The 20,716-nt window shown below is 61.6% G+C and carries 19 protein-coding genes, 1 tRNA gene and 1 pseudogene; 6 read left to right on the top strand and 15 right to left on the bottom strand.

Annotated elements, in window-relative coordinates; genetic code table 11:
- Positions 1-448: heparan-alpha-glucosaminide N-acetyltransferase domain-containing protein (locus tag EOA86_RS01155; protein WP_128340475.1), on the top strand; the 448-nt coding region annotated here is incomplete at its 5' end.
- Positions 445-936 carry an isoprenylcysteine carboxylmethyltransferase family protein gene (locus tag EOA86_RS01150; RefSeq protein ID WP_065012285.1) on the top strand — a complete coding sequence of 164 codons (492 nt, stop codon included), beginning with the start codon at positions 445-447 and terminating at the stop codon, positions 934-936. The genes EOA86_RS01155 and EOA86_RS01150, both read left to right, overlap by 4 nt.
- A gap of 45 nt (positions 937-981) precedes the next feature.
- Here EOA86_RS01150 and EOA86_RS01145 read toward each other — a convergent pair whose 3' ends face one another.
- Both EOA86_RS01145 and mgtE read right to left on the bottom strand, forming a co-directional pair.
- Positions 982-1,368 (bottom strand): MerR family DNA-binding transcriptional regulator, encoded by a 387-nt coding sequence (locus EOA86_RS01145; protein ID WP_128340474.1) that lies wholly within the window; start codon positions 1,366-1,368, stop codon positions 982-984.
- 147 nt (positions 1,369-1,515) lie between these two features.
- Positions 1,516-2,934 carry a magnesium transporter gene (gene mgtE / locus EOA86_RS01140; RefSeq protein ID WP_029352017.1) on the bottom strand — a complete coding sequence of 473 codons (1,419 nt, stop codon included), beginning with the start codon at positions 2,932-2,934 and terminating at the stop codon, positions 1,516-1,518.
- 549 nt (positions 2,935-3,483) lie between these two features.
- Between mgtE and EOA86_RS01135 the strand changes: the two genes are divergently transcribed.
- Positions 3,484-4,821 (top strand): glycosyltransferase family 1 protein, encoded by a 1,338-nt coding sequence (locus EOA86_RS01135; RefSeq protein ID WP_127211236.1) that lies wholly within the window; start codon positions 3,484-3,486, stop codon positions 4,819-4,821.
- Entirely contained in the window at positions 4,803-5,591 is a 789-nt protein-coding gene (locus tag EOA86_RS01130) for an HAD-IIB family hydrolase (RefSeq protein WP_348633312.1), read from the top strand. Before EOA86_RS01135 ends, EOA86_RS01130 begins: the two co-directional genes overlap by 19 nt.
- A gap of 22 nt (positions 5,592-5,613) precedes the next feature.
- Here EOA86_RS01130 and EOA86_RS01125 read toward each other — a convergent pair whose 3' ends face one another.
- Both EOA86_RS01125 and EOA86_RS01120 read right to left on the bottom strand, forming a co-directional pair.
- The gene (locus EOA86_RS01125) at positions 5,614-7,335 is read right to left on the bottom strand and encodes a GH32 C-terminal domain-containing protein (RefSeq protein WP_128340472.1); all 1,722 of its coding nucleotides are present in this window, start codon (positions 7,333-7,335) and stop codon (positions 5,614-5,616) included.
- 252 nt (positions 7,336-7,587) lie between these two features.
- Positions 7,588-8,556, bottom strand: a complete 969-nt coding sequence (locus EOA86_RS01120; protein ID WP_245497072.1) for a phosphatase PAP2 family protein — start codon at positions 8,554-8,556, stop codon at positions 7,588-7,590.
- Positions 8,557-8,772: 216 nt separating this feature from the next.
- Here EOA86_RS01120 and EOA86_RS01115 point away from each other — a divergent pair, with 216 nt between their 5' ends.
- Positions 8,773-9,702 carry a dihydrodipicolinate synthase family protein gene (locus EOA86_RS01115; RefSeq protein ID WP_128340470.1) on the top strand — a complete coding sequence of 310 codons (930 nt, stop codon included), beginning with the start codon at positions 8,773-8,775 and terminating at the stop codon, positions 9,700-9,702.
- Positions 9,703-9,990: 288 nt separating this feature from the next.
- Here EOA86_RS01115 and EOA86_RS01110 read toward each other — a convergent pair.
- Positions 9,991-10,075, bottom strand: a tRNA-Leu gene (locus EOA86_RS01110).
- Positions 10,076-10,255: 180 nt separating this feature from the next.
- Between EOA86_RS01110 and lipB the strand changes: the two genes are divergently transcribed.
- On the top strand, positions 10,256-10,999 hold the full coding sequence (gene lipB, locus EOA86_RS01105; RefSeq protein ID WP_128340469.1) for a lipoyl(octanoyl) transferase LipB: 744 nt from the start codon (positions 10,256-10,258) through the stop codon (positions 10,997-10,999).
- A 366-nt stretch (positions 11,000-11,365) separates the two neighbouring features.
- On the opposite strand, the gene EOA86_RS01100 is transcribed toward lipB, so the two are convergent.
- The 10 genes and pseudogenes from EOA86_RS01100 to EOA86_RS01055 all read right to left on the bottom strand — a co-directional run.
- The gene (locus EOA86_RS01100) at positions 11,366-12,412 is read right to left on the bottom strand and encodes an RNA polymerase subunit sigma-70 (protein WP_128340468.1); all 1,047 of its coding nucleotides are present in this window, start codon (positions 12,410-12,412) and stop codon (positions 11,366-11,368) included.
- A 42-nt stretch (positions 12,413-12,454) separates the two neighbouring features.
- Complete coding sequence (locus tag EOA86_RS01095) at positions 12,455-13,201, bottom strand: SDR family oxidoreductase (RefSeq protein WP_128340467.1); 747 nt, start codon at positions 13,199-13,201, stop codon at positions 12,455-12,457.
- 238 nt (positions 13,202-13,439) lie between these two features.
- Positions 13,440-14,123, bottom strand: coding sequence for an ABC transporter ATP-binding protein (locus EOA86_RS01090; RefSeq protein WP_174654574.1), 684 nt, complete (start codon positions 14,121-14,123; stop codon positions 13,440-13,442).
- Positions 14,120-15,406, bottom strand: coding sequence for a lipoprotein-releasing ABC transporter permease subunit (locus EOA86_RS01085; protein WP_128340466.1), 1,287 nt, complete (start codon positions 15,404-15,406; stop codon positions 14,120-14,122). Before EOA86_RS01085 ends, EOA86_RS01090 begins: the two co-directional genes overlap by 4 nt.
- On the bottom strand, positions 15,403-16,731 hold the full coding sequence (proS, locus tag EOA86_RS01080; protein ID WP_128340465.1) for a proline--tRNA ligase: 1,329 nt from the start codon (positions 16,729-16,731) through the stop codon (positions 15,403-15,405). The genes EOA86_RS01085 and proS overlap by 4 nt, the downstream gene beginning before the upstream one ends.
- Before the next feature lie 544 nt (positions 16,732-17,275).
- Positions 17,276-17,560 carry a DUF1467 family protein gene (locus EOA86_RS01075; RefSeq protein ID WP_029352035.1) on the bottom strand — a complete coding sequence of 95 codons (285 nt, stop codon included), beginning with the start codon at positions 17,558-17,560 and terminating at the stop codon, positions 17,276-17,278.
- Entirely contained in the window at positions 17,557-17,961 is a 405-nt protein-coding gene (gene mce, locus EOA86_RS01070; RefSeq protein WP_127210795.1) for a methylmalonyl-CoA epimerase, read from the bottom strand. The genes EOA86_RS01075 and mce overlap by 4 nt, the downstream gene beginning before the upstream one ends.
- Positions 17,962-17,976: 15 nt before the next feature.
- On the bottom strand, positions 17,977-19,647 hold the full coding sequence (locus tag EOA86_RS01065; RefSeq protein WP_128340464.1) for a ribonuclease J: 1,671 nt from the start codon (positions 19,645-19,647) through the stop codon (positions 17,977-17,979).
- 64 nt (positions 19,648-19,711) lie between these two features.
- Positions 19,712-20,533 carry a biotin--[acetyl-CoA-carboxylase] ligase gene (locus tag EOA86_RS01060; protein WP_065012299.1) on the bottom strand — a complete coding sequence of 274 codons (822 nt, stop codon included), beginning with the start codon at positions 20,531-20,533 and terminating at the stop codon, positions 19,712-19,714.
- Positions 20,534-20,537: 4 nt separating this feature from the next.
- Positions 20,538-20,716, bottom strand: a pseudogene (locus tag EOA86_RS01055) (NADH-quinone oxidoreductase subunit N); the annotation flags it as partial.

Genomic DNA, 20,716 nt, shown 5'->3' with positions numbered 1-20,716 from the left:
TCCATGGTTCGGCGCCGTGCTTGTGGGCATCGCGGCGGCAAAACTCGCCTTCACTTCCGGCTTGCTGACGCGGCTGGCGGGCCTGACGCCCGGCCGCTGGACAAATCTGCTGGTCTTTATCGGCCGGCACAGCCTCGCCTTCTATCTGATCCACCAGCCGGTGCTGATCGGCTCGGTCTGGCTGCTTTCGCAAGTGGTGCCGGCACCGGTCGAGACCAGGCAGGTCACCTTCCTGAAAGAATGCCAGACATCGTGCGAGCAATCGCGCGACACGGAGTTCTGCTCCAGCTATTGTGTGTGCATGCTCGATACACTCGAGGGCGAGGCCACGCTTGATCGGCTCTACCGCAACGACCAGGCTGCGGAATGGAAGGCACATCTCAACGAGCTCGCCGGCGCCTGCACTGCCAAAGCCGACAGCACTTTGATGGAGGGAGGAGCACAATGACCGACCATCAACAGAAACCGGGGCAACCTAAACCGGGGTTTATACCTTGGCCGCCGCTGATCTATGTCGCGGCCATCGCCGTCAGCATCGGGCTTGGCTTGCTCTACCCGCTGCCATGGATCGGCGGCCTGCTCGGCGACATCCTGTTCGCGGCCGGCTGGGTGGCATTGTTCGGCGTCGTCGCACTCTGGTTCACGGCGATCCGCACCATGATTCGGGCAAAGACGACGCTCCACCCAAACGCCGTGCCGGATCATCTGGTGACATCAGGCCCCTTTGCTGTCAGCCGCAACCCAATATATCTGGCCAACACACTGCTGCTGATCGGCGTGGCCCTTGTCTCCGGGATCGTATGGTTCCTGCCGCTGGCGATCATCGCCGCCTTCGCAACGCAGAAAATGGCGATTGAGGGCGAGGAAAAAGTGCTGACGACGAAATTCGGCAAGAAATACCGGGACTACGCGAAAAAGGTGCGACGCTGGATTTGAGACGTGCAGCAAGGTCTTTCAGAGTAGAATTATCGAAAGGGCCGGTCAGGTGTTGACGCCGAGCTCCACCAATCGCTCGACGCAGGATTCCTCGGCCTGGTCGAGTTCGGCCAAGGTCTCTTCGAGGTCCCGGCGCTTCTGGCGCAGATCCTCGCGCTTTTCCTCAATGCGTTTGATCATCAGGTTGAGCTGACCGACCTCCCCGGGCGGCTCCTTATACATCTGGATGATTTCGCGGATTTCATTGATCGAAAAGCCGAGTCTCTTGCCGCGCATGATCTGGCGGATGAGGTGCCGGTCCGACGGGCGAAACAGCCGCGTACGGCCGCGACGTATCGGCTGCACCAGCCCCTCGTCCTCGTAGAAGCGCAGCGTCCGCGTCGAAATATCGAATTCGCGGGTCAGTTCGGTGATCGAATAATATTCCCGCATCGTCACTCCAAATGCCCAGCCGCGCTGCGAGTTCCAACCATGCGGCCTCGCTATCGTCCAGACGCGCGTCAGAATCGGCCGACAGGCACTTCCAAAATCGCATGGCATTTACGTAAAAGTCAATTGAAGGCATAACCGCACGTTCGCTCAGCGCACGCCGAACCACCATGTGGCGAGGCCGAGGAAGGCAAAGAAGCCGACGACGTCGGTGACCGTCGTGACGAAAACCGCCGAGGCCACGGCCGGGTCGATCTTGAACCGGTCGAGCAGCAGCGGGATCAGGATGCCGGCAAGTGCGGCGACGAACATGTTGATGATCATCGCCGCTGCGATGATGCCGCCCAAATTGGGATCGCGGAACCAGGCGGCCGCGACGATGCCGATCAGGATGGCGAAGATGATGCCGTTGATGAAGCCCACCCCCATCTCGCGGCGGATGATGCGGCCGGCATTGTAGATGTCGAGGTCCCTGGTTGCCAGCGCCCGCACCGTGACCGTCATGGTCTGCGAGCCGGCATTGCCGCCCATGCCCGCGACGATCGGCATCAGCACGGCCAGCGCCACGATGTGCTCGATCGTGCGGTCGAACAGGCCGATCACCGAGGCCGCCAGGAACGCCGTCAGCAGGTTGACGAGCAGCCACGGAACCCGGGAGCGCGAGGTCGAAAGAATGCTATCCGACAGCTCTTCGTCGCCGACACCGCCCATGCGCAGCAGATCCTCCTCGGCTTCCTGCTGGATGACGTCGACCACGTCGTCAATGGTCAGCACGCCGACCAGCCGCTCGTTCTCGTCAACGACGGCGGCGGAGAGAAGGTCGTATTGTTCGAATTCGCGCGCCGCCTCTTCCTGGTCCATCGTGGCCGGAATGGCGTGCCTGGTCTCATGCATGACCTCTTCGACCTTGATCGAGCGCTTGGTGCGCAGAATCTGGTCGAGATCGATGGCGCCGAGCAGCTTGAAGCTCGGATCAATGACGAAGATCTGGCTGAAGCGGTCGGGAAGGTTGTTGTCCTCGCGCATGTAGTCGATGGTCTGGCCGATCGTCCAGAACGGCGGCACCGCGACGAACTCCGTCTGCATGCGGCGGCCGGCGGTCTCTTCGGGATAGTCGAGCGAGCGGCGCAGCCTGATCCGCTCGGTGAACGGCAGTTGCGACAGGATTTCGTCCTGGTCTTCCTTTTCGAGATCCTCGAGAATATAGACCGCGTCGTCGGAATCGAGATCCTGCACCCCCTGGGCAATCTGCGCGTTGGGCAGGCTGTCGACGATGTCGCGGCGGATCGCCTCGTCGACCTCGGTCAGCGCGGAAAAGTCGAAATCGGCGCCCAACAAGTCGACCAGCGCGCGGCGCTGTTCGGGATGAAGCGCCTCGAGCAGATCGCCAAGTTCCGATTGGTGCAGGTCGTCGACTTCACGCTTCAGCGTCAGCGTGTCGCGATCGGCGATCGCTGCACCGATCGCGGCAAGGAACGAAGACAGAATGGCGCCGTCCTCGCCATAAATGTCGGCGTGGCTGTCCTCAGCGGCCCTGGCGCCGGTCGTCTGTTCGTCCTGGCCTTCCACCAGCGCCTCCCGCCATCAGAATTCCGGAAAAGGTGCCTGTCAGGTCTAGAGCATCGGACCCAGAAGTGGAAACCGGTTTTGGGAAATCCGATGCTGAAACACAAAGATAGAGCGGCGGCACGATTCGACCTGAGGCTCCGCAGCTCTATTGCGCAATGCGCGGGAATATCAAACGAAATCCACCCTTCCTCACCGGCGAGCGAAGCCACGCGCAACCGTTGAGGGATGGACGTTGATGCCGCACTCGGCCATCTCCTCAAGGAGGCGTAGGCTCAGCTCCTGAGGCCAGAGACTAACGGGCGCAAAGGACGACAGAGCGATCGAAATGGCGGCCTTTGGACACCATAAATCCTCGGACAACCGTCTAACGCTGTTTGAGGCCACTCGGTGACCGAAACATGCAACAGAGCCGGTTCGCCTTACCATCGCGTCAATTGCGCTGACCTGAGCGCGTGCTCGGAATTTGCGGATGGGTGGTGGAATCCCTATAGTTGTGAATTGGCGCACGCTTTCGACTGCGGGCGTGCAGAATCGTAGAGAAGGATACAGATGCCGGACGTCAACTCGGATGCGGCGACACCTCGAATTGCACTCATTTCAACCCACGGCTACGTAGCTGCCAACCCACCACTCGGCGCGGCCGATACCGGCGGACAGGTGGTCTACGTCCTGGAACTTGCCAAAAAGCTGGCCCAATTGGGCTATGCCGTCGATATCTGGACGCGGCGATTTGAAGACCAGCCTCCTATCGATGAAGTGGCAGACGGGGTTCGTGTCCTGCGTGTCGCCTGCGGCGGACCCGATTTTATTCCGAAGGAATACCTCCACCGCCACCTTCTCGAGTGGTGTGAAAACGCGTTGCGCCTGATTCGCAGGGAAAACCTCTCCTACGACTTCATCAACAGTCACTACTGGGATGCGGGCGTGGCGGGGCAGCGACTGTCGGAAGCTCTCAATATCCCGCACATCCATACGCCGCATTCGCTCGGCATATGGAAGCAGCGCCAGATGAAGACGGACTACCCGGACAAGGCCGATACATTCGAGGCCGAGTTTAATTTCACCGAGCGCATAAAGCACGAGACCATCATCTATCGAAGCTGTGCCATGGTGATTGCAACAACGCCGCCGCAGTTGGATATGCTGGTCGAGGACTACAGTCTCGAGCGCGACCGCGTGCACATGATCCCGCCCGGTTACGACGACAACCGGTTCTTCCCCGTCAGCGAGGCGTCTCGCCGGCTGATCCGCCATCGGCTCGGCTTCGAAGGGCGAACGATCCTGGCGCTCGGCCGGCTCGCCACTAACAAGGGCTACGACCTGCTGATCGATGCGTTTTCCGTGGTGGCGCCGCGTGTGCCGGATGCGGTCCTGAGACTTGCTGTCGGCGGCGAGAACATGGACGAGCAGGAACAGAAGATCCTCAACCAGCTCAAGGAACAGGTTGAACAGCTAGGCTTGCAGGATCGTGTCGTCTTCTCTGGATATGTTGCCGACGAGGATCTGGCCGACACGTATCGGGCGGCGGACATGTTCGTCCTGTCGAGCCGCTACGAGCCGTTCGGCATGACCGCGATCGAGGCAATGGCCTGCGGAACGCCCACCGTGGTTACAATCCATGGCGGCCTCTATCGCGGGATCAGCTATGGCCGGCACGCGCTGTTCGGTGATCCGTTCGACAAGGAAGATCTCGGCATCACGATCGTCAAGCCTATGAAGCACCAGCGCCTCTACGGCCGACTGGGTCGCATGGGCGCGCACAAGGCGCGCAGCCTGTTCACCTGGACAGGTATCGCGCAGCAGCTTGTCAGCCTTGTCGAAGGACGTCCGGTGCTGAAGGCGGTCGACGACCATGATTGGGATGAGCCGTGGAACGACGGCGATTGAAACCGATCGCGCTTCTATCGAGTGACCTCGACGGGACTCTGGCAGGCGACGCGCCGGCGACATCACGCTTCCGTTCCAAATGGGAAGCGATCGACCCCGAGCACCGGCCGGTTCTCGTCTACAACAGCGGTCGTCTGGCCGACGATATTTTGAACTTCGTCGACGAAGTCGGCCTGCCAGCGCCGGACTACGTGATCGGCGGTGTCGGCACAATGCTCGCCGGTCCGCGGCACACCTCGCGCCTCGCACACTTTACTGATCTGAGGCACTTTACCCAGAGGTTTTCGGAAGGCTGGTCTCTTGAGAAAGTCGATGCGGTGCTCGGAGCGCTCGAAGACACCGTTCGCCAACCCGATGGCTATCAACACGCCTTCAAATCGAGTTGGTACCTGCACGAAGCAAGTCCGGAAGCCCTTGCCAGCATCGAGCGCGCTCTGGCCGAGGCCGGCCTGTCAGTGACGATGATCTATTCCAGCGGACGCGATCTCGATATCCTGCCGCGTTCGGCAGACAAGGGCCAGGCGCTGGCCTGGCTCTGCAATGAACTCAGCATCGGCCTGGATGAGGTGGTGGTCGCCGGCGACACCAACAACGATCGCAGTATGTTCGGCCTGCCGGGTGCGCGCGGGATTGTCGTCGCCAATGCCCTACCCGAACTGCTTGACATGGCTCGCGACAACCCGCTGATTTACAGCGCGAAAGAACAGTTTGCCTTTGGCGTCGTCGAAGGCCTCGTTCATTGGTCGGTGTTTGACGACGCCCGATCCTAAACTGGAAATATTGATCTCCTTGTCACGGTTTGAGCGCCCATACCGTCGCGTGTAGAACTGCGCCCGTTTCGGCGATGAGACGTGCCGATTGTACCGGCTCAAAACCGCTGATCCGCTTCGTGCCAGCCCAACGACCGTGATCCGCGAAGACCTCGATCGATCCGTAGTCGAGGAATATCCGCAGCCGTCTTGGACGGGCTCCCTTGGCGATATAGTGAGGAGACTGAGCTGCGCCCCCGTCTTCATGACAAATGGCAAGTCCCTCGTCGTCGACGACAACCTCGAGGCGAACAGTTGGATGATGGAGCTTCAAGCGGAAATGTGCACCCGGCTTTTCCAACTCGAACAAGATTTCGACGGAGCCGTTGATAAAGCTTACCTGCTCTCCGGCTGCAAGGCGCGTTCGGTCCAGAATATGGCTCCGCAGGCTCTCGGCTGCTCCGATGGGCGGGGTATGCAACTCGCCTGCAGACAAATGGATGTTGCGAGGCAACGTCATGGCTGTGGGGAAATCGATCGCTGGTCCGGTATCGGCCCAGTTGGCAAGCCATCCAATACCGACAATGGCATCACCGTCGACGAAGGCCTGGAAGGCGTAGTTATCCGTCCCGAAGTCCAGTTCCTGTTCGAATTCCTTGGAAAAGGTCTGACCATCGAACCAGCCGACAATGGCCATTGTCAGATTCTTGCGCCGGGTGGACTGGTCCTCACTATTCATCAGGCCGAGAATTAGAACCCAGCGCGTCGCGGGATCGGTCGCAGGCCCGTCGAGCGGCAGCAGACAGGGACATTCGATCGCCGTCGTCCGATAGTGTTTCTCGACCAGAAGCTTGCCGATATATGTCCAGCCGGTGGCGGCCGTATGGTCGTGGGTTTCGTAGAGCAAGACAACGCCGCCCTCATCGCTCTGGCTGCCCAGCAGCATTCTCCAACGGCCATCCGGTCCCTTGAAGACGTATGGGTCACGAAAATCGGTGGTCAATCCCTCGTCAAGGGGGCGGTAGGGCAGGATGACGTCGGCATTTCCAGCCGTAATGAGGTCGCTGGAAGTGGCAGTGAGCTGGATCTGCTGTTCCGGGATACGGTCCTGTACCTGCTCGGTGAAAAAGACGCGAATACCCGGGCCATCGGCAAGCGGGATGGCTGAGCCGGAATACGCACCGCCCCGTTTGTCGGGCCTTGCGGTAAGATCTTCCGACGGGAACAGGAAGATGGGCATGTGACGCCATCGCAGATAGTCGGAAGATACGGCGTGCCCCCAGTGCATCGTGTTCCACCGAAGCCCATGGGAATAATGCTGGTAGAAGAGATGTGGGCGACCTCCAAACCGGCCGAATCCGTTTGGATCGTTCATCCAGCCGAACGGCGGGCGAAAATGATAGCTGTCAGGAATGTTCGGCGGGGCATTTCCCGGATTGGTGTGGATAACTGTAATGCCTGTCTCCAGCACGTCGGCCAATGCGAACCAGTAGGCGACCGATACCGAGGTCTGATCCGCGTCGTAGTCGAGTTCGACACTGCCACCGCCGAAGACGTGAAAAATTCTGAATTCATACTCTTCGGCGTTCGTAACGCTCACCTCGCCGAACTTGCCACGGACATTGGAAAAAGACAGCGAGCCCGGAACGTCCGGCTTGGCCGCCTTAAGCCAGATATGGAACGTGGCGTTGACTGGCAGGTCGGCATGCAGGCTTCGAATGGTGTTCCCTCCCGCAATCCTTACCTTGACCTGGCTGTCACTCATGACGCTGGCTCCGTTCCGTGCGGCGTTACCGGACAGATAGAGGATCAAACCCGGTTTTCGACCTGGAAATGCGCTGCAGAAGGTTAAAGCTGGATCTTCATTTTAGCAAAGCCATTCCCGGGATCGGCCAAGACCTTCTCTTTTCCAGGGGTTTTACCCTCGCCGTCGCTGTGGGGCGTCTGCAATTGCTGGCGCGGCCAATAAATTAACCAGCGCTGTTGCCCCTGGCTGACATTGTCAGGCGTCGCACACCTAACCTTCTATGGGTTGGCGTATCGCAAACTGTGTCTCAATTTGCGCTGGCTGGCGTCCGGTTACCCACCAGATCACCGACACCACAATGATAGAGACGTAGCCGTCAACAGCATAGTGCCATCCGGTATATACCGAACCGTACATTATTAGGGCTGCGAATATCCAACCGAGAATACCGAGGCAGATATTGAGGGAAGAAAGCAGATAGGCATTCAGTGTGGCAAAGGCGACGTGCATGCTTGGCATGGCCGAGATGCCGCCGCCAAGGTCTGGCCGGCCGCTCTGGTAAGCCGTCAGAAGATATGCGGCGGGCTCCCGTACCATGTGGCTATAGTCGAGACCGTCCATGGCGACCTTGAGTCCGCTGAAGCGGTCCTCGCCAACAAACTGGTGGTAGTAGATCGGCCCGACCGACGCCAGCGCCGAGGCCAAGATGGTGCCGAGGATGCATAACGTCAGCGCTGCTGCCCAGAGGTAGCGGATGCGGCCAATCTTGTCCGACCAGAGAGACACGAAAAGCATGGTGCCGAACCATTGGAAAAACCAAATCACCTCATAGCTGTTGAAGACGACGATCGACCACGTATTGCTGTCGAGCCTGTGCGTGAGTTCCCAAGGCGCAGTCCCGTGCAGCCATTCATCCAGATCGGCTAACCAGTTGTCCGCATAGAATGGAACGACGGACGGGATGGCCATCTTATAGGTAGAGTACGCGGTCAAGCTCGCGAAGAAGAACAGCAGAACCAGTAAACAGGCACGCCAGCGCCCTCGAACCAAATCTACGACGTAGCGAGTTGGCTCTGCTCGGCCGTAAATAAGCGCAGCAGAACAGACCCCACTGATAAACAAGATCGGAATACCGACGGTGAATTTCTGAGCATAAACTAGAATTAAGTGGAAGAAAGACTGCGGACTTAGTGCAGACGCGCCTGCCACGTAAGTTGCCATAAACAAGGCAAGGCGCAACGACCATCTTGTCGATGGACTGTAGTCCCTTATCCCTATAGTTAACGACATACTAATTTACCGAGATGCAAATAGCCATCGATGGCATTATCAATGTGATAGCGAAGCAGGCTTACCATGCGGTTACTTCGCGCCCCGCCAGTCCGGACCAACTGCCGGGTTGGATCGGACCGTCGGTCCTGCGCTATGACTGAAAGCTGAATTTAGGAGGATCTCATGGCCATCGGTCCTGACACCAAAGGTGTCTACACCATTGCCCCGACGCCGTTCGAGGCGGATGGCAAGATCGACTGGGAATCACTTGATTCGATGGTCGATTTCTACGAGCGCTGCGGCGTCGATGGGATGACAATCCTCGGCATCATGGGCGAGGCCCCAAAGCTCGACGCCGGCGAATCGCTCGAGATCGTCAAGCGCATCGTGGCGCGCACCAGGCTGCCGGTCATCGTCGGCGTCTCCGCCCCTGGCTTCGCCGCCATGCGCAGCCTTGCGCGCGCCTCGATCGAGGTTGGCGCGCAAGGCGTGATGATTGCGCCGCCGCCGGCGCTGCGCACCGATGACCAGATCGTCACCTATTTCCGCAACGCATCCGAAGCGGTCGGCGAGGATGTTCCTTTCGTCCTGCAGGACTATCCGCTGACCCTCTCGGTCGTCATGACCCCGGCCGTCATCCGCCGCATCGTCACCGACAATCCGGCCTGCTTCATGCTCAAGCACGAGGACTGGCCGGGCCTGGAGAAGATCAGCGCGCTGCGCGGCTTTCAGAAGGACGGCTCACTGCGGCCGCTGTCCATCCTGACCGGCAATGGCGGCCTCTTCCTCGACTTCGAGATGGAGCGCGGCGCCGACGGCGCGATGACCGGATATGCCTTCCCCGATATGCTCGTCGACGTGGTGAAATTGTCTGTCGCCGGCGAGCGCGACAAGGCGCACGATCTTTTCGACGCCCACCTGCCCTACCTGCGCTATGAGCAGCAACCCGGTGTGGGACTTGCGGTACGCAAATATGTGATGATGAAGCGCGGTGCCATCGCGTCCGACGCCCAGCGCAAGCCGGGCAGTGCGTTGTCGGCGGCGGCCAGACAAGAAGTCGACTATTTGCTTATGCGGCTGGAATGTCGCATCCGCAAACAAGCCCCGAGATAATGCAACCAGCGGACTATTTGCCGCGCATCACATCAATAGATAGCCGCGTGAGCTTGCGTGAAAAGCGCATTTTTTGCCGAGGATTCCCAATGGCCCGCTTCGCGACACGGTTCGGGTCTTTGAAGCAGCTGGCATTTGATGATGGCTCAACCATGCGCTTAGCGCGCGGCATTCCGCGCCCAACCAGCCGCAGGTTCGCACAGTGTTTCAGCTTGCACAAACAGACTTGGGAAGAGCTGTAGTGAAAAAGAAAATTGCGTAATAAAATAACAGCTTATTGGATAAAGCTGGTGCGGTCGAGAAGACTCGAACTTCCACGGGTTGCCCCACAGCGACCTCAACGCTGCGCGTCTACCAATTCCGCCACGACCGCACGTGGTAGGAGCCGAAACGAACCGGCTCGCGGCGTGTAGCAAATCGTTTCCGGCGAAACAAGGGCGCGTCGCGCAATAATTGCCCGGGATTCGGCATAACGCTCCAAAGGGGTGGAACGCGCTCGGAACTGGACGTTTCAGCCGATTGCCGCCATATGTGAGGCGACACGAGACACGCCATGACAGAACGCAGCCAGATCGCCACGTCGTTCCTGCCCCTGCCCGGTTCGGCACCGGTCGAATGGCGGATCGAACCCGGCCTCACCGCCTATCCGGATGCGCTTGCCGTCATGGAGGCGCGTGCCGAAGCGATCCGAAGCGGCGCCGCCGGCGAGATGGTCTGGCTGGTCGAGCACCCGCCGCTCTACACCGCCGGCACCAGCGCCCGCATCGCTGACCTGATCGAGCCGGACCGTTTTCCGGTATTCGCGGCCGCGCGCGGCGGCGAATACACCTATCATGGGCCAGGCCAGCGCGTCGCTTATGTGATGCTCGACCTGAAGCGGCGGCGCGAGGATGTCCGCGCCTTCGTCGCGGCGCTCGAACAATGGATCATCGGCACGCTCGCCACCTTCAACGTGCGCGGCGAACGGCGCGAGGACCGCGTCGGCGTCTGGGTGGTGCGGCCGGATCGCCCGGTCCGACCCGACGGCTCGCCGGCCGAGGACAAGATCGCCGCCATCGGCATCAGGCTGAGGCGCTGGGTGAGCTTTCACGGCATCGCCATCAATGTCGAGCCGGATCTCAGCCACTTTAGCGGCATCGTGCCGTGCGGCGTGCAGGATCACGGCGTCACCAGCCTAGTCGACCTCGGCCTTCCCTTGGCGATGGCCGACCTCGATCTCGCGCTGAAATCCGCCTTCGAGGACATCTTCGGACCCGCGGCACCTTTGCTTGTCGAAGCGGCCCGCAAGGCCGGCTGACAAAGCAGCACTGAACCACCGAGCTGCGACGGCTGCCCCACCCCGTGAAGAACGTCAGCGTTTGAGCACGTCTTTCAGCGCTGCCTCACATCGCTCCGATCCAGATCGCCATGGAAATGAGAAACGTGCTCATGCACACCAGTGACACGACATCCTGAACAAGACCGGCCATAACACTCTCCTGTTTTCAGTATGTTCGTATTTTGTTCTAATTTTGTTCAAATGTCAACGGCCGCAATCCGAGCGGCCGCGCAATTCCGGCGCTCAGTTCGGCAAGGTTAAGGAAACGTTGAGAGCCCACCGTGACCGCCTGCCGGAAAATGCGGCTCGCGGTCGGCCGGTTGGCGAATGTGAGGTCCAGGCCTTCTAGGCATGACGCCAGGCCGGCGGCAGGCCGAAGGCCGGAAACAATTTCGGGCCGAGCGGCGGCACATAGACCGTCAGAGCCGCGATTCCGCCGCCTGCGGGCTCGATCACATGCAGGGAATGGGCTCGCCACGCAGGGTCATTGTGGCTGCGGGAATAGACACCGACTGCCGGCTGGGCATTGGCACCGGTTGCCATGGTGCGGAAGCCCGCAAAGTTATCCCAGATGGTCTCGAGGAAACCGCGGATCGCCGCGCGTCCTTGATACCATTCCCGCCAGGGCGGCATGCGATAGGTGGCGTCCTCCCGCAGCAGCTCGATCAGGCTGTCGAGATTGGCGGACTGCCAGGCCTGCATGTAACGTTCGAGCAGCAGGCCTTCTTCCCGGCCGGGCTTCGATCGCTGCATGGGACGTCCCTCTGGATATCGCGCCGCGAGGGTTGCGCGGGCCCGCTGCAATGCGCTGTTGATCGAAGCTGTCGATCCACCCAGCAGTCCCGCCGTCTCGACAGCCGACCATCCCAGCACGTCGGAAAGCAGTAGAGCGGCGCGCTGCCTGGGTGGCAGGTCCTGGATCGCGGCGACGAAGGCGAGCTGGACGGCTTCGCGAGTCTCGTAGCGCGCTTCCGGACCCGGCTCACCATCAGTGAGGCCTGGCAGCTCCGCATCCGGGTAAGGCTCCAACCAGGTGACCTCGGCTGCAGGCCCGTCTGTGGCCCGTCCGTGGAAGGCCGGCCGTCCCGGCTGCTGGAGAATGCGACGCGTCCTCGATCTGGCCTTGAGGGCGTTGAGGCAAGAGTTGGTCGCGATTGTGTAGAGCCAACCGCGAATCGAACCCCGCCCGTCGAACTCCGCCCTTGCACGCCAGGCGCGCAGAAACGTGTCCTGGACGAGGTCGTCCGCCTCGTGCAGCGAACCCATCATGCGATAGCAATGGAGCTTAAGTTCCCGGCGATGGACCGCCGTGAACTGCTCGAAGGCCAGTCGATCCAGGATCGGCTGGCCCGGCTGGCGTATCGGCTTGAGAGGTGCCTGGGCGTCTGTCATGCGGATCCGGCATTTTTGAGTCCGGTTTGCATTACGCGCGCCTCAGCCCGCCGGCGCAAGCCCGCTACCGCTCACTGCGAAGAAACATCCTTGCGGTTTTTGGGTGGCGAGTGCGACCACCGCACGTCCCACTTCGGCCGGCGTTTGCATGTCTAGCATGCCCGCGATGAACTCCATCGGCCGGATGCCCATATAGGCCGAAATGCTCTCGATGCCGGCGTCGCCCACGCCGGTCCCTGGCATGATGCGCATAGGCGCAAGCGCCATGAAGCGCAGGTCGAGGCCGAGCCGATCCGATTCCTTCTGGCTATGACCGGCCAGGAACATCAGCATGCGTTTTGCGCCGGCATAGCCGCCGGAATTCGGTGGCCCCCCGGTCAAGGCTGCGCCACTGGAGATCAGAATGATCCGGGCGCCCGGTTTGAGCGGACGTCGGAGCGCGGCCTTGCAAAACAGGAACGATATCTTGACGTCCGTCTCCCAGTTTGCGGAGAACGCCTTCCAGTTCTGTTCATATAGGGGCGCGGAAGGGGCAAGGGCACCCGCGCAGATCACCAGGGCGTCCGGCTCCAGCGCGGCAAAGACCTCGTCAGGGGCGGACTCCACGGTTGCGTCGACCGCGAACGTCTTCACGCCCGGAGTTTCCCAGGCAAATTGCGCCAGCGCCGGCTCGCCGCGGGCGACAGCCATGACCGTCGCTCTCTCGCTGAGGGCGGCTTCTGCGATCGAGCGGCCGACACCACGGCTGCCTCCAACGACGACGACATTCCGACCTTGTAACAATCTCATGGACCACCTTGCTATCCGGGCCGCTGGACCATCCAGGCGCGCCCATTGATAAGGACAACACAGACGGGCGGAAATCATCGGTGCGACGTCAGAAATCTTCTATGGCGGTCGGCATGGCCCGCGCTAAGCCCCGGTCGGGCGCGGGCGGCGGACAGCGACGCGTCAGGCCTGCCGCCAGCGCGGCGCACATTTGCGACCGCAGCGAAGCCGTCGACAAGGGGAGCGCTGTGCGAGATCCCTAAAGCGGAACAACCTTGCCGTCGGCCAGCGTAACGCGACGGTCCATGCGCGAGGCAAGCTCGTGGTTGTGGGTGGCGATCAGCGCCGCCAGGCCCGACTGCCGGACCAGCGCTCCCAGTGCCTCGAACACATAGGAGGCGGTGACCGGATCGAGATTGCCGGTCGGCTCGTCGGCAAGCAGCACCAGCGGCGCATTGGCGACGGCACGCGCAATGGCGACGCGCTGCTGCTCGCCGCCGGACAGTTCGGAGGGGCGGTGCTGCGCGCGCTTGCCGATCTGCATGTAGTCGAGCAGTTGCGCCGACCGCTCGGCAGCCTCCTTGCGCGTCAGCCCTTTTATCAGTTGCGGCATCATGATGTTTTCCAGCGCCGTGAACTCCGGCAGCAGGTGATGGAACTGATAAACGAAGCCGACATCGTTTCGGCGGATCGCCGTGCGCTCGTCGTCGGAAAGCCGCCCGCAGGCGCGGCCTGCCAGAATCACGTCGCCGGCGTCCGGCCGCTCCAGCAGTCCTGCGGTGTGCAACAGCGTCGATTTGCCGGTTCCCGACGGCGCCACCAGCGCCACGATCTCGCCGCGCTTCAGCGAAAAATCGGCGCCGTTGAGGATGGTGAGCTTGCGCGGCCCCTGGACATAGTGCCGCTCGACGCTCTTCAGCTCGATAATGGCCTCGGCCATCATTCGTACCTCAGCGCTTCGACCGGGTCGAGCCTGGCCGCGCGCCATGCCGGAAACAGCGTCGCCAGGAACGACAGCACCAGCGCCATCAGGATCACCGAGATCGTCTCGCTGGCATCCATGCGGGCAGGCAGCTGGCTCAGGAAATAGAGCTCGGGATTGAACATCCTCTCGCCGGCCAGCCAGGAGAAGAACTGGCGGATTCGCTCGACGTTCAGGCAGATTACAACGCCGAGCAGCACGCCGGCGATGGTGCCCACCACGCCGATCGCCGCGCCCGTCATCAGGAATATGCGCAGGATCGCGCCGCGGGTGGCGCCCATGGTGCGCAGGATGGCGATGTCGTGGCCCTTGTCCTTTACCAGCATGATCAGGCCCGAAATGATGTTGAGCGCTGCCACCAGCACGATCAGCGTCAAGATCATGAACATGACGTTGCGCTCCACTTGCAGCGCATCGAAGAATGTCCTGTTGCGTTCTCGCCAATCGACCATGGTGATCGGCCGCTGCGACGCCTCTTCGATCTTCGGTTTCAGCGCGTCGACATTGTCGGGATTGTCGACATAGATCTCGATCGCCTGAGCTCGGCCATCCATGTTGAAATAGAGCTGTGCTTCCGAAAACGGCATATAGACGATGGAGCTGTCATATTCCGACATGCCGACTTCGAAGATCGCCGTGATCGGGTAGCCCTTCATGCGCGGTGTCGTGCCGAGCGGCGTGACATCGCCGTCGGGCGCGATCAGCGTGATCGTGTCGCCGAGCACAAGACCGAGATTGTCGGCCATTCGGCTGCCGATGGCGACGCCCTCGCTTGTGTCGAAGCCGGCGATCGAGCCCTGCTTGATATTGTTGGCGACGATCGAAATTTTAACCAGATCCTCGCCGCGTATGCCGCGAACCAGCGCCCCTGACCCGCCGCCGATATTGCCTTGCGCCAGAACCTGCCCGTCGATCAGCGGAATGGCGTACTGGACGCCGGGCACGCCGTTGATGCGGCTGGCGACCTGCGCATAGTCCTCCAGCGGCATGTCGAGCGGCTGCACGATCAGATGGCCATTGACGCCGAGGATGCGCGTCAGGAGCTCGGCGCGAAACCCATTCATGACAGCCATCACGACGATCAGAGTGGCGACGCCCAGCATGATGCCGAGGAACGAGATGGAGGCGATGACGGAGATCACCGTCTCCTTGCGGCGCGAGCGCAGATAGCGCCACGCGACCATGCGTTCGAAGACGGAAAAAGGTCCCGCGGCCGGGGGTTTCGCTACTGCCGCTTCGCTCATGCGGCAAAACCGAAGCGCTTCTTCGCGTCCACGATCGGCAGCGTCTCGCGCTCGCCGGTCCTGCGGTTCTTGATTTCGACCTCGCCGGCCGCCACGCCGCGCGGCCCGACGATCACCTGCCACGGCAGGCCGATCAGGTCGGCGGTGGCGAACTTGCCGCCCGGCCGCTGATTGGTGTCGTCGTAGAGCACATCCTTGCCGACGGCGACAAACGCCGCATGGAGTTCGTCGCAGACGCGGTCGCACTCGGCGTCGCCGGCCTTCATGTTGATCAGGCCAATGTCGAAAGGCGCCACCGCCTCCGGCCAGATGATGCCGTTGTCGTCGTGGCTGGCCTCGATGATCGCCGCGACCAGCCGCGTCGGGCCGATGCCGTAGGAACCCCCGGAGGCAAAATGATCCTTGCCGTCGGGCCCTGTCACCTTGGCGCCCATCGGCTTCGAATATTTGTCGCCGAAATGGAAGATGTGGCCGACCTCGATGCCGCGCGCCGAGACCCGGTCGCTTCTCGCAACCTTCTCCCACGCGGCCTCGTCGTGCATCTCGTCGGTCGCGGCATAGGGCGTCGTCCATGTCTTGACGATCTGGCCGATCTCGGCATCGTTGGAGAAGTCCGTGTCCGCACCCGGCACATCAAGCGCGAGATAGTTGCGATGGCAATAAACCTGGCTCTCGCCGGTGTCGGCCAGGATGATGAATTCGTGGCTGAGGTCGCCGCCGATCGGCCCGGTGTCGGCACGCATCGGGATTGCCTGCAGCCCCATGCGCGTGAACGTCCTGAGATAGGACACGAACATCCTGTTGTAGGCCGCCTTGGCGCCTTCGAAGTCGAGATCGAAGGAATAGGCGTCCTTCATCAGAAACTCGCGCGAGCGCATGACGCCGAAGCGCGGCCGCACCTCGTCGCGGAATTTCCACTGGATGTGATAGAGATTGAGCGGCAGATCCTTATAGGACTTCACGTAGGCGCGGAAAATCTCGGTGACCACCTCCTCGTTGGTCGGACCGTAGAGCATGTCCCGGTCTTGCCGGTCCTTGATGCGCAACATCTCCTTGCCATAGTCGTCATAGCGACCGCTTTCGCGCCACAGCTCGGCGAACTGGATGGTCGGCATCAGGATCTCGAGCGCGCCGGCCCGGTCCTGCTCCTCGCGAATGATCCGGCAGACCTTGTCCAGCACCCTTTTGCCGAGCGGCAGCCAGGAAAAACTGCCTTGCCCCTGCTGGCGGATCATGCCGGCGCGGAGCATCAGCCGGTGCGAGACGATTTCGGCCTCGCGCGGATTTTCTTTAAGGATAGGCAGGAAATAGCGCGACAAACGCATGGACTGGTCCGTAAGAGAGAGGATTGCCGCACCGGAATCGGCGCAGCGCAGGCTTGCCTGCCCCGGCTTCATAGCCATTTCATGACGGAATGGAAACCCGCCCATCGGGTGTCGCAAAGGGCGCCGCAGTGCCGCATCCGCCTTGCTGGTCGTTTCGCAAGCAACGCCTGCCACACTATTGTGCACTGCAGCACGAGATTGCTTATTTCCAGGCAAAATTCTGCGTGACATTTTCACCCGCCTTGGTCTAATGTGCCCCGATAACCGAGAGGGCGGAAAGAAATCTGCCCTCCTACGCGGTCAAAGTCTTGGGAGGATGCGATCTAGGCGCGGTTACTCGCTGCCGCCGGACACCGGAAACAGATCGGACGCGTTTAAATTGCAAGGCCTCGTGCCTTGCATTTTTTTTGTGCAATCATCTGGTTAGCACGACAAATTGCTAGACCACTTTACCAAGCGCCAGCACAGCGGGTTCGGAACCTGCATCGGCTTCCAGCCCGGATTGGTGCTTGCATGCAAGATGTGACCAGCCGCGCCCGGCGGTCTAATTTTCGGGTCTCTGGCTAAAATCCGGCACGATGTGCGGGATGTCGTCGATGCCGAGGCCGAGCCCCCTCGTAATGCCATAGAAGATGCCAAGAAGAACCATCGTGACGATTGTCGTCCGCAGCACGGCGCGCAGCATATGCGATCCGCGCGGCGCGCTGGGTACAGTGCCCAGCGTCACGTCCTCATCCTCGTCCTGCGTCCTCAGACTGAACGGCAGGATGGCGAACAGCACTACCCACCATGTGATGAAGAACAGGGCGAGAAACGAAACCCAGCTCATGCTTGCTCCAGTTCGACCAGCGTGCCGAAGAAATCCTTGGGATGCAGGAACAGCACCGGCTTGCCATGCGCGCCGATCTTCGGGTCGGGGTCGCCAAGGACGCGGGCGCCGCTGGCCTTGAGATGATCACGCGCGGCAAGAATGTCGTCGACCTCGTAGCAGACATGATGCATGCCGCCCGAGGGGTTCTTCTCGAGGAATGCTGCGATCGGCGAATCCTCGCCGAGCGGCTCCAGCAATTCGATCTTGGTGTTGCCGACATCGACGAACACCACCGTCACGCCATGTTCCGGCAACGCCTGCGGCGGGCTCACCTGAGCGCCGAGCGTATCGCGATAGGCCGCTGTCGCCGCGGCCAGATCCGGCACAGCAAGCGCGACATGGTTCAGGCGTCCGAGCATAGCGTGCTCCGAAAGTTACCGCGTGACGAACACCGTCACCAGCGGCTTCTTGCCCCACGCTTCATTGGCGACGCCGCGGACGGCGCGGCGCACTGCCTCCTGCACGAGGTCGAGATCTCTTCGGCGCTGACGGGGGATGGAGTCCACGGCGCCGATTGCCGCATCGATCATCAGGTCTTCCAGGCTCTCGCCGCGGGCGTCGGCCTCGGCGACGCCGATGGCGACCAGATCGGGATCGCCGGCGAGCTCATACTTGTCGTCGAGCACGACATTGACCGCGACATGGCCAGCAAAGGACAGCTTGCGCCGGTCGCGAATGCCCATCGCCTGGTCGGTGCCGATTAGCCTGCCGTCCTTGTAGATACGGCCGAATGGCACCTGGTCGATGATCGTCGCCGCACCGGGATAGAGCCGCAGCATGTCGCCGTCGCGGACCTGCGCCACCTGGCCGATGCCCGACACCGACATCAGCGACCCCTGCGCTACCAGATGCGCCGCCTCGCCATGCACCGGCACGCCGATCTGCGGGCGCACCCATTGATACATCTTGCGCAATTCGCTGCGGCGCGGATGGCCGGAGACGTGCACCAGCGCATCGCCGTCCTCGATGATCTTGATGCCGAGATCGATCAGCCGGTTCTTGATCTCGAGGATACCCTTCTCGTTGCCGGGAATAGTGCGCGAGGAAAACACCACCGTGTCGCCTGCTGTCAGCGACACCGATTTCATCTCCTCGCGCGACAGTTTTGCCAATGCCGCAAGCGGCTCGCCCTGGCTGCCGGTGCAGATGATGACGAGGTTTTCGCGCGGGATGAACCCAAAATCCTCCTCGGCGATGAATTCGGGCAGCCCGTCCATATAGCCGAGCTCGCCGGCAACATCGATGACGCGCTTCAGCGAGCGGCCGAGCACCAGGCACTGGCGGCCGGCGTCGCGTGCCGCCTTGGCAATGGAGACGATGCGCCCGACATTGGAGGAAAAAGTGGTGACCGCGACACGGCCCTTGGCGCTCTGGATGACGCCCTTGAGGCCCTCGCCCACCGCCACTTCCGACGGCGACTCCCCTTCCCGCAGCGCATTGGTGGAATCGCAGATCAGCGCCAGCACGCCGTTGTCGCCATAGGCGCGGAAGCGGGCCTCGTCGGTCATCGGCCCGATCGTCGGCGCCGGATCGATCTTCCAGTCGCCGGTGTGGATGACGGTGCCGGCCGGCGAGGTGATCGCCAGCGACATCGGTTCGGGGATCGAATGCGCGACAGGGATGGCCTCGATCTCGAACGGGCCGACACTGAATTTTTCGCCGGCGCGGTAGATCGTCACCGGGATCTTCGGTGCGCCCTGCTCGCCCTGCCGCTTGGCTTCCAGCAATCCGGCCCCGAACGGCGTCATCCAGACCGGCGCCTTGAGCTTCGGCCATGTATCGAGCAGCGCGCCGTAATGGTCCTCATGCGCGTGCGTAATGATGATGCCGCGCAGATTGGCGACGTTCTCCTCGATGAAGCGCGTGTCGGGCAGCACCAGGTCGACGCCAGGCAGGCTGGCATCGGGAAACGTGACCCCGACATCGACAACGATCCATTCGCGCGCATTGACCGGGCCGTAGCCATAGAGAGCGAAGTTCATGCCGATCTCGCCGACGCCGCCGAGCGGCACGAAGACGAGTTCGGCGTTTTCCGCTGTCGCCATGATCTTTCCTTTCCTGGCGGTCAAGCCAGGCCCTTCAAAACTGGGGCCCGTCAAACCTGACCCGTCAAACCTGGGCCGACGCGACCGCACCGAAATGCACGTCGCCGGCGGCGATCGTCAGAACCGAACCCTTATCGTCGCGGATCACGAAACGGCAGTCCTCGTCAATGGTCTCGAACGTGCCGCGCACCACATTACCGTCAATTCTGACAGCAACCTGCCCGCCAAGCCCTGCCGCGCGCGCCAGCCAGCGCCGCCTGACGGCGGAAAGCCCGCGCCCATCATTCCACAGCCGCGCATTCTCGCTCCAGGCATCCGACAGCGCCAGAAACAACGTCTCGGCATCGCAAGCAGCGCCCAGCGCGCTGAGCGATGTCGCCGGATAAGGCAAATCCTTGGGATAAGCCACAACATTGACGCCGATGCCCACAGCCACCGCGAAGCGATCGCCTTCGAGTATCGCCGTTTCCAGCAGGATGCCGGCAAGCTTGGCGCCGGAGGCGAGCACATCGTTCGGCCATTTCAGCTCGAAACGGTTTCTTCCATCGCTGCCGCCGTCGAGGCCGATTGCGATCCTGCCCTTCGGCACGACGGCGTCGAGCGCATCGGCCAGCGCCAGGCCGGCGACGAAGCCGAGTGTCGCGGCCAAGCGAAGCTCGGCATTGGTGACCACCAGCAGCGTTGCCGCCAGATTGCCCTCGGGCGTCGCCCAGACCCGGCCGCGCCGGCCACGTCCGCTTTCCTGTTTTTTTGAAACGACCCAGAGCTTGCCCGGATCTCCCGCCCGCGCATGGTCCAGCGCCAGCGCATTAGTGGAACCGACGGTATCATGTGCCTCGAGCCGGAACCCTTCCGAGGCCGCTGTTGGAGCCAGCCGAAATGCCATCCCGTCAGAAAAACGTCTTGGCGGCGGCTTCGGCATAGGTGCCGATCGGCCCGCCGATCAGCACATAGAACAGCACGAAGGCGCCGCAGACGCCGAGCACCACGCGAAGTTCGGTCGCCATCGGCACGAAGCCGCCGACCGGTTCGTCGAACCACATGATCTTGATGATGCGCAGATAATAAT

Source organism: Mesorhizobium sp. M5C.F.Ca.IN.020.32.2.1 (genome assembly GCF_004023105.1).
Classification (GTDB): domain Bacteria; phylum Pseudomonadota; class Alphaproteobacteria; order Rhizobiales; family Rhizobiaceae; genus Mesorhizobium; species Mesorhizobium wenxiniae.
Note: the sequence above shows the minus strand (reverse complement) of the source record. Positions and strands in the feature narration are given on the sequence as shown.

Excerpts from the sequence above, each read along its gene's own strand:
- EOA86_RS01100 (WP_128340468.1), bottom strand. The coding sequence starts at position 12,412 with ATGACAGACGCCCAGGCACCTCTCAAGCCGATACGCCAGCCGGGCCAG.
- EOA86_RS01115 (WP_128340470.1), top strand. The coding sequence starts at position 8,773 with ATGGCCATCGGTCCTGACACCAAAGGTGTCTACACCATTGCCCCGACG.
- EOA86_RS01085 (WP_128340466.1), bottom strand. The coding sequence starts at position 15,406 with ATGAGCGAAGCGGCAGTAGCGAAACCCCCGGCCGCGGGACCTTTTTCC.
- lipB (WP_128340469.1), top strand. The coding sequence starts at position 10,256 with ATGACAGAACGCAGCCAGATCGCCACGTCGTTCCTGCCCCTGCCCGGT.
- EOA86_RS01150 (WP_065012285.1), top strand. The coding sequence starts at position 445 with ATGACCGACCATCAACAGAAACCGGGGCAACCTAAACCGGGGTTTATA.
- EOA86_RS01065 (WP_128340464.1), bottom strand. The coding sequence starts at position 19,647 with ATGGCGACAGCGGAAAACGCCGAACTCGTCTTCGTGCCGCTCGGCGGC.
- EOA86_RS01090 (WP_174654574.1), bottom strand. The coding sequence starts at position 14,123 with ATGATGGCCGAGGCCATTATCGAGCTGAAGAGCGTCGAGCGGCACTAT.
- EOA86_RS01060 (WP_065012299.1), bottom strand. The coding sequence starts at position 20,533 with ATGGCATTTCGGCTGGCTCCAACAGCGGCCTCGGAAGGGTTCCGGCTC.
- EOA86_RS01095 (WP_128340467.1), bottom strand. The coding sequence starts at position 13,201 with ATGAGATTGTTACAAGGTCGGAATGTCGTCGTCGTTGGAGGCAGCCGT.
- proS (WP_128340465.1), bottom strand. The coding sequence starts at position 16,731 with ATGCGTTTGTCGCGCTATTTCCTGCCTATCCTTAAAGAAAATCCGCGC.
- EOA86_RS01125 (WP_128340472.1), bottom strand. The coding sequence starts at position 7,335 with ATGAGTGACAGCCAGGTCAAGGTAAGGATTGCGGGAGGGAACACCATT.
- EOA86_RS01075 (WP_029352035.1), bottom strand. The coding sequence starts at position 17,560 with ATGAGCTGGGTTTCGTTTCTCGCCCTGTTCTTCATCACATGGTGGGTA.
- mce (WP_127210795.1), bottom strand. The coding sequence starts at position 17,961 with ATGCTCGGACGCCTGAACCATGTCGCGCTTGCTGTGCCGGATCTGGCC.
- EOA86_RS01135 (WP_127211236.1), top strand. The coding sequence starts at position 3,484 with ATGCCGGACGTCAACTCGGATGCGGCGACACCTCGAATTGCACTCATT.
- EOA86_RS01145 (WP_128340474.1), bottom strand. The coding sequence starts at position 1,368 with ATGCGGGAATATTATTCGATCACCGAACTGACCCGCGAATTCGATATT.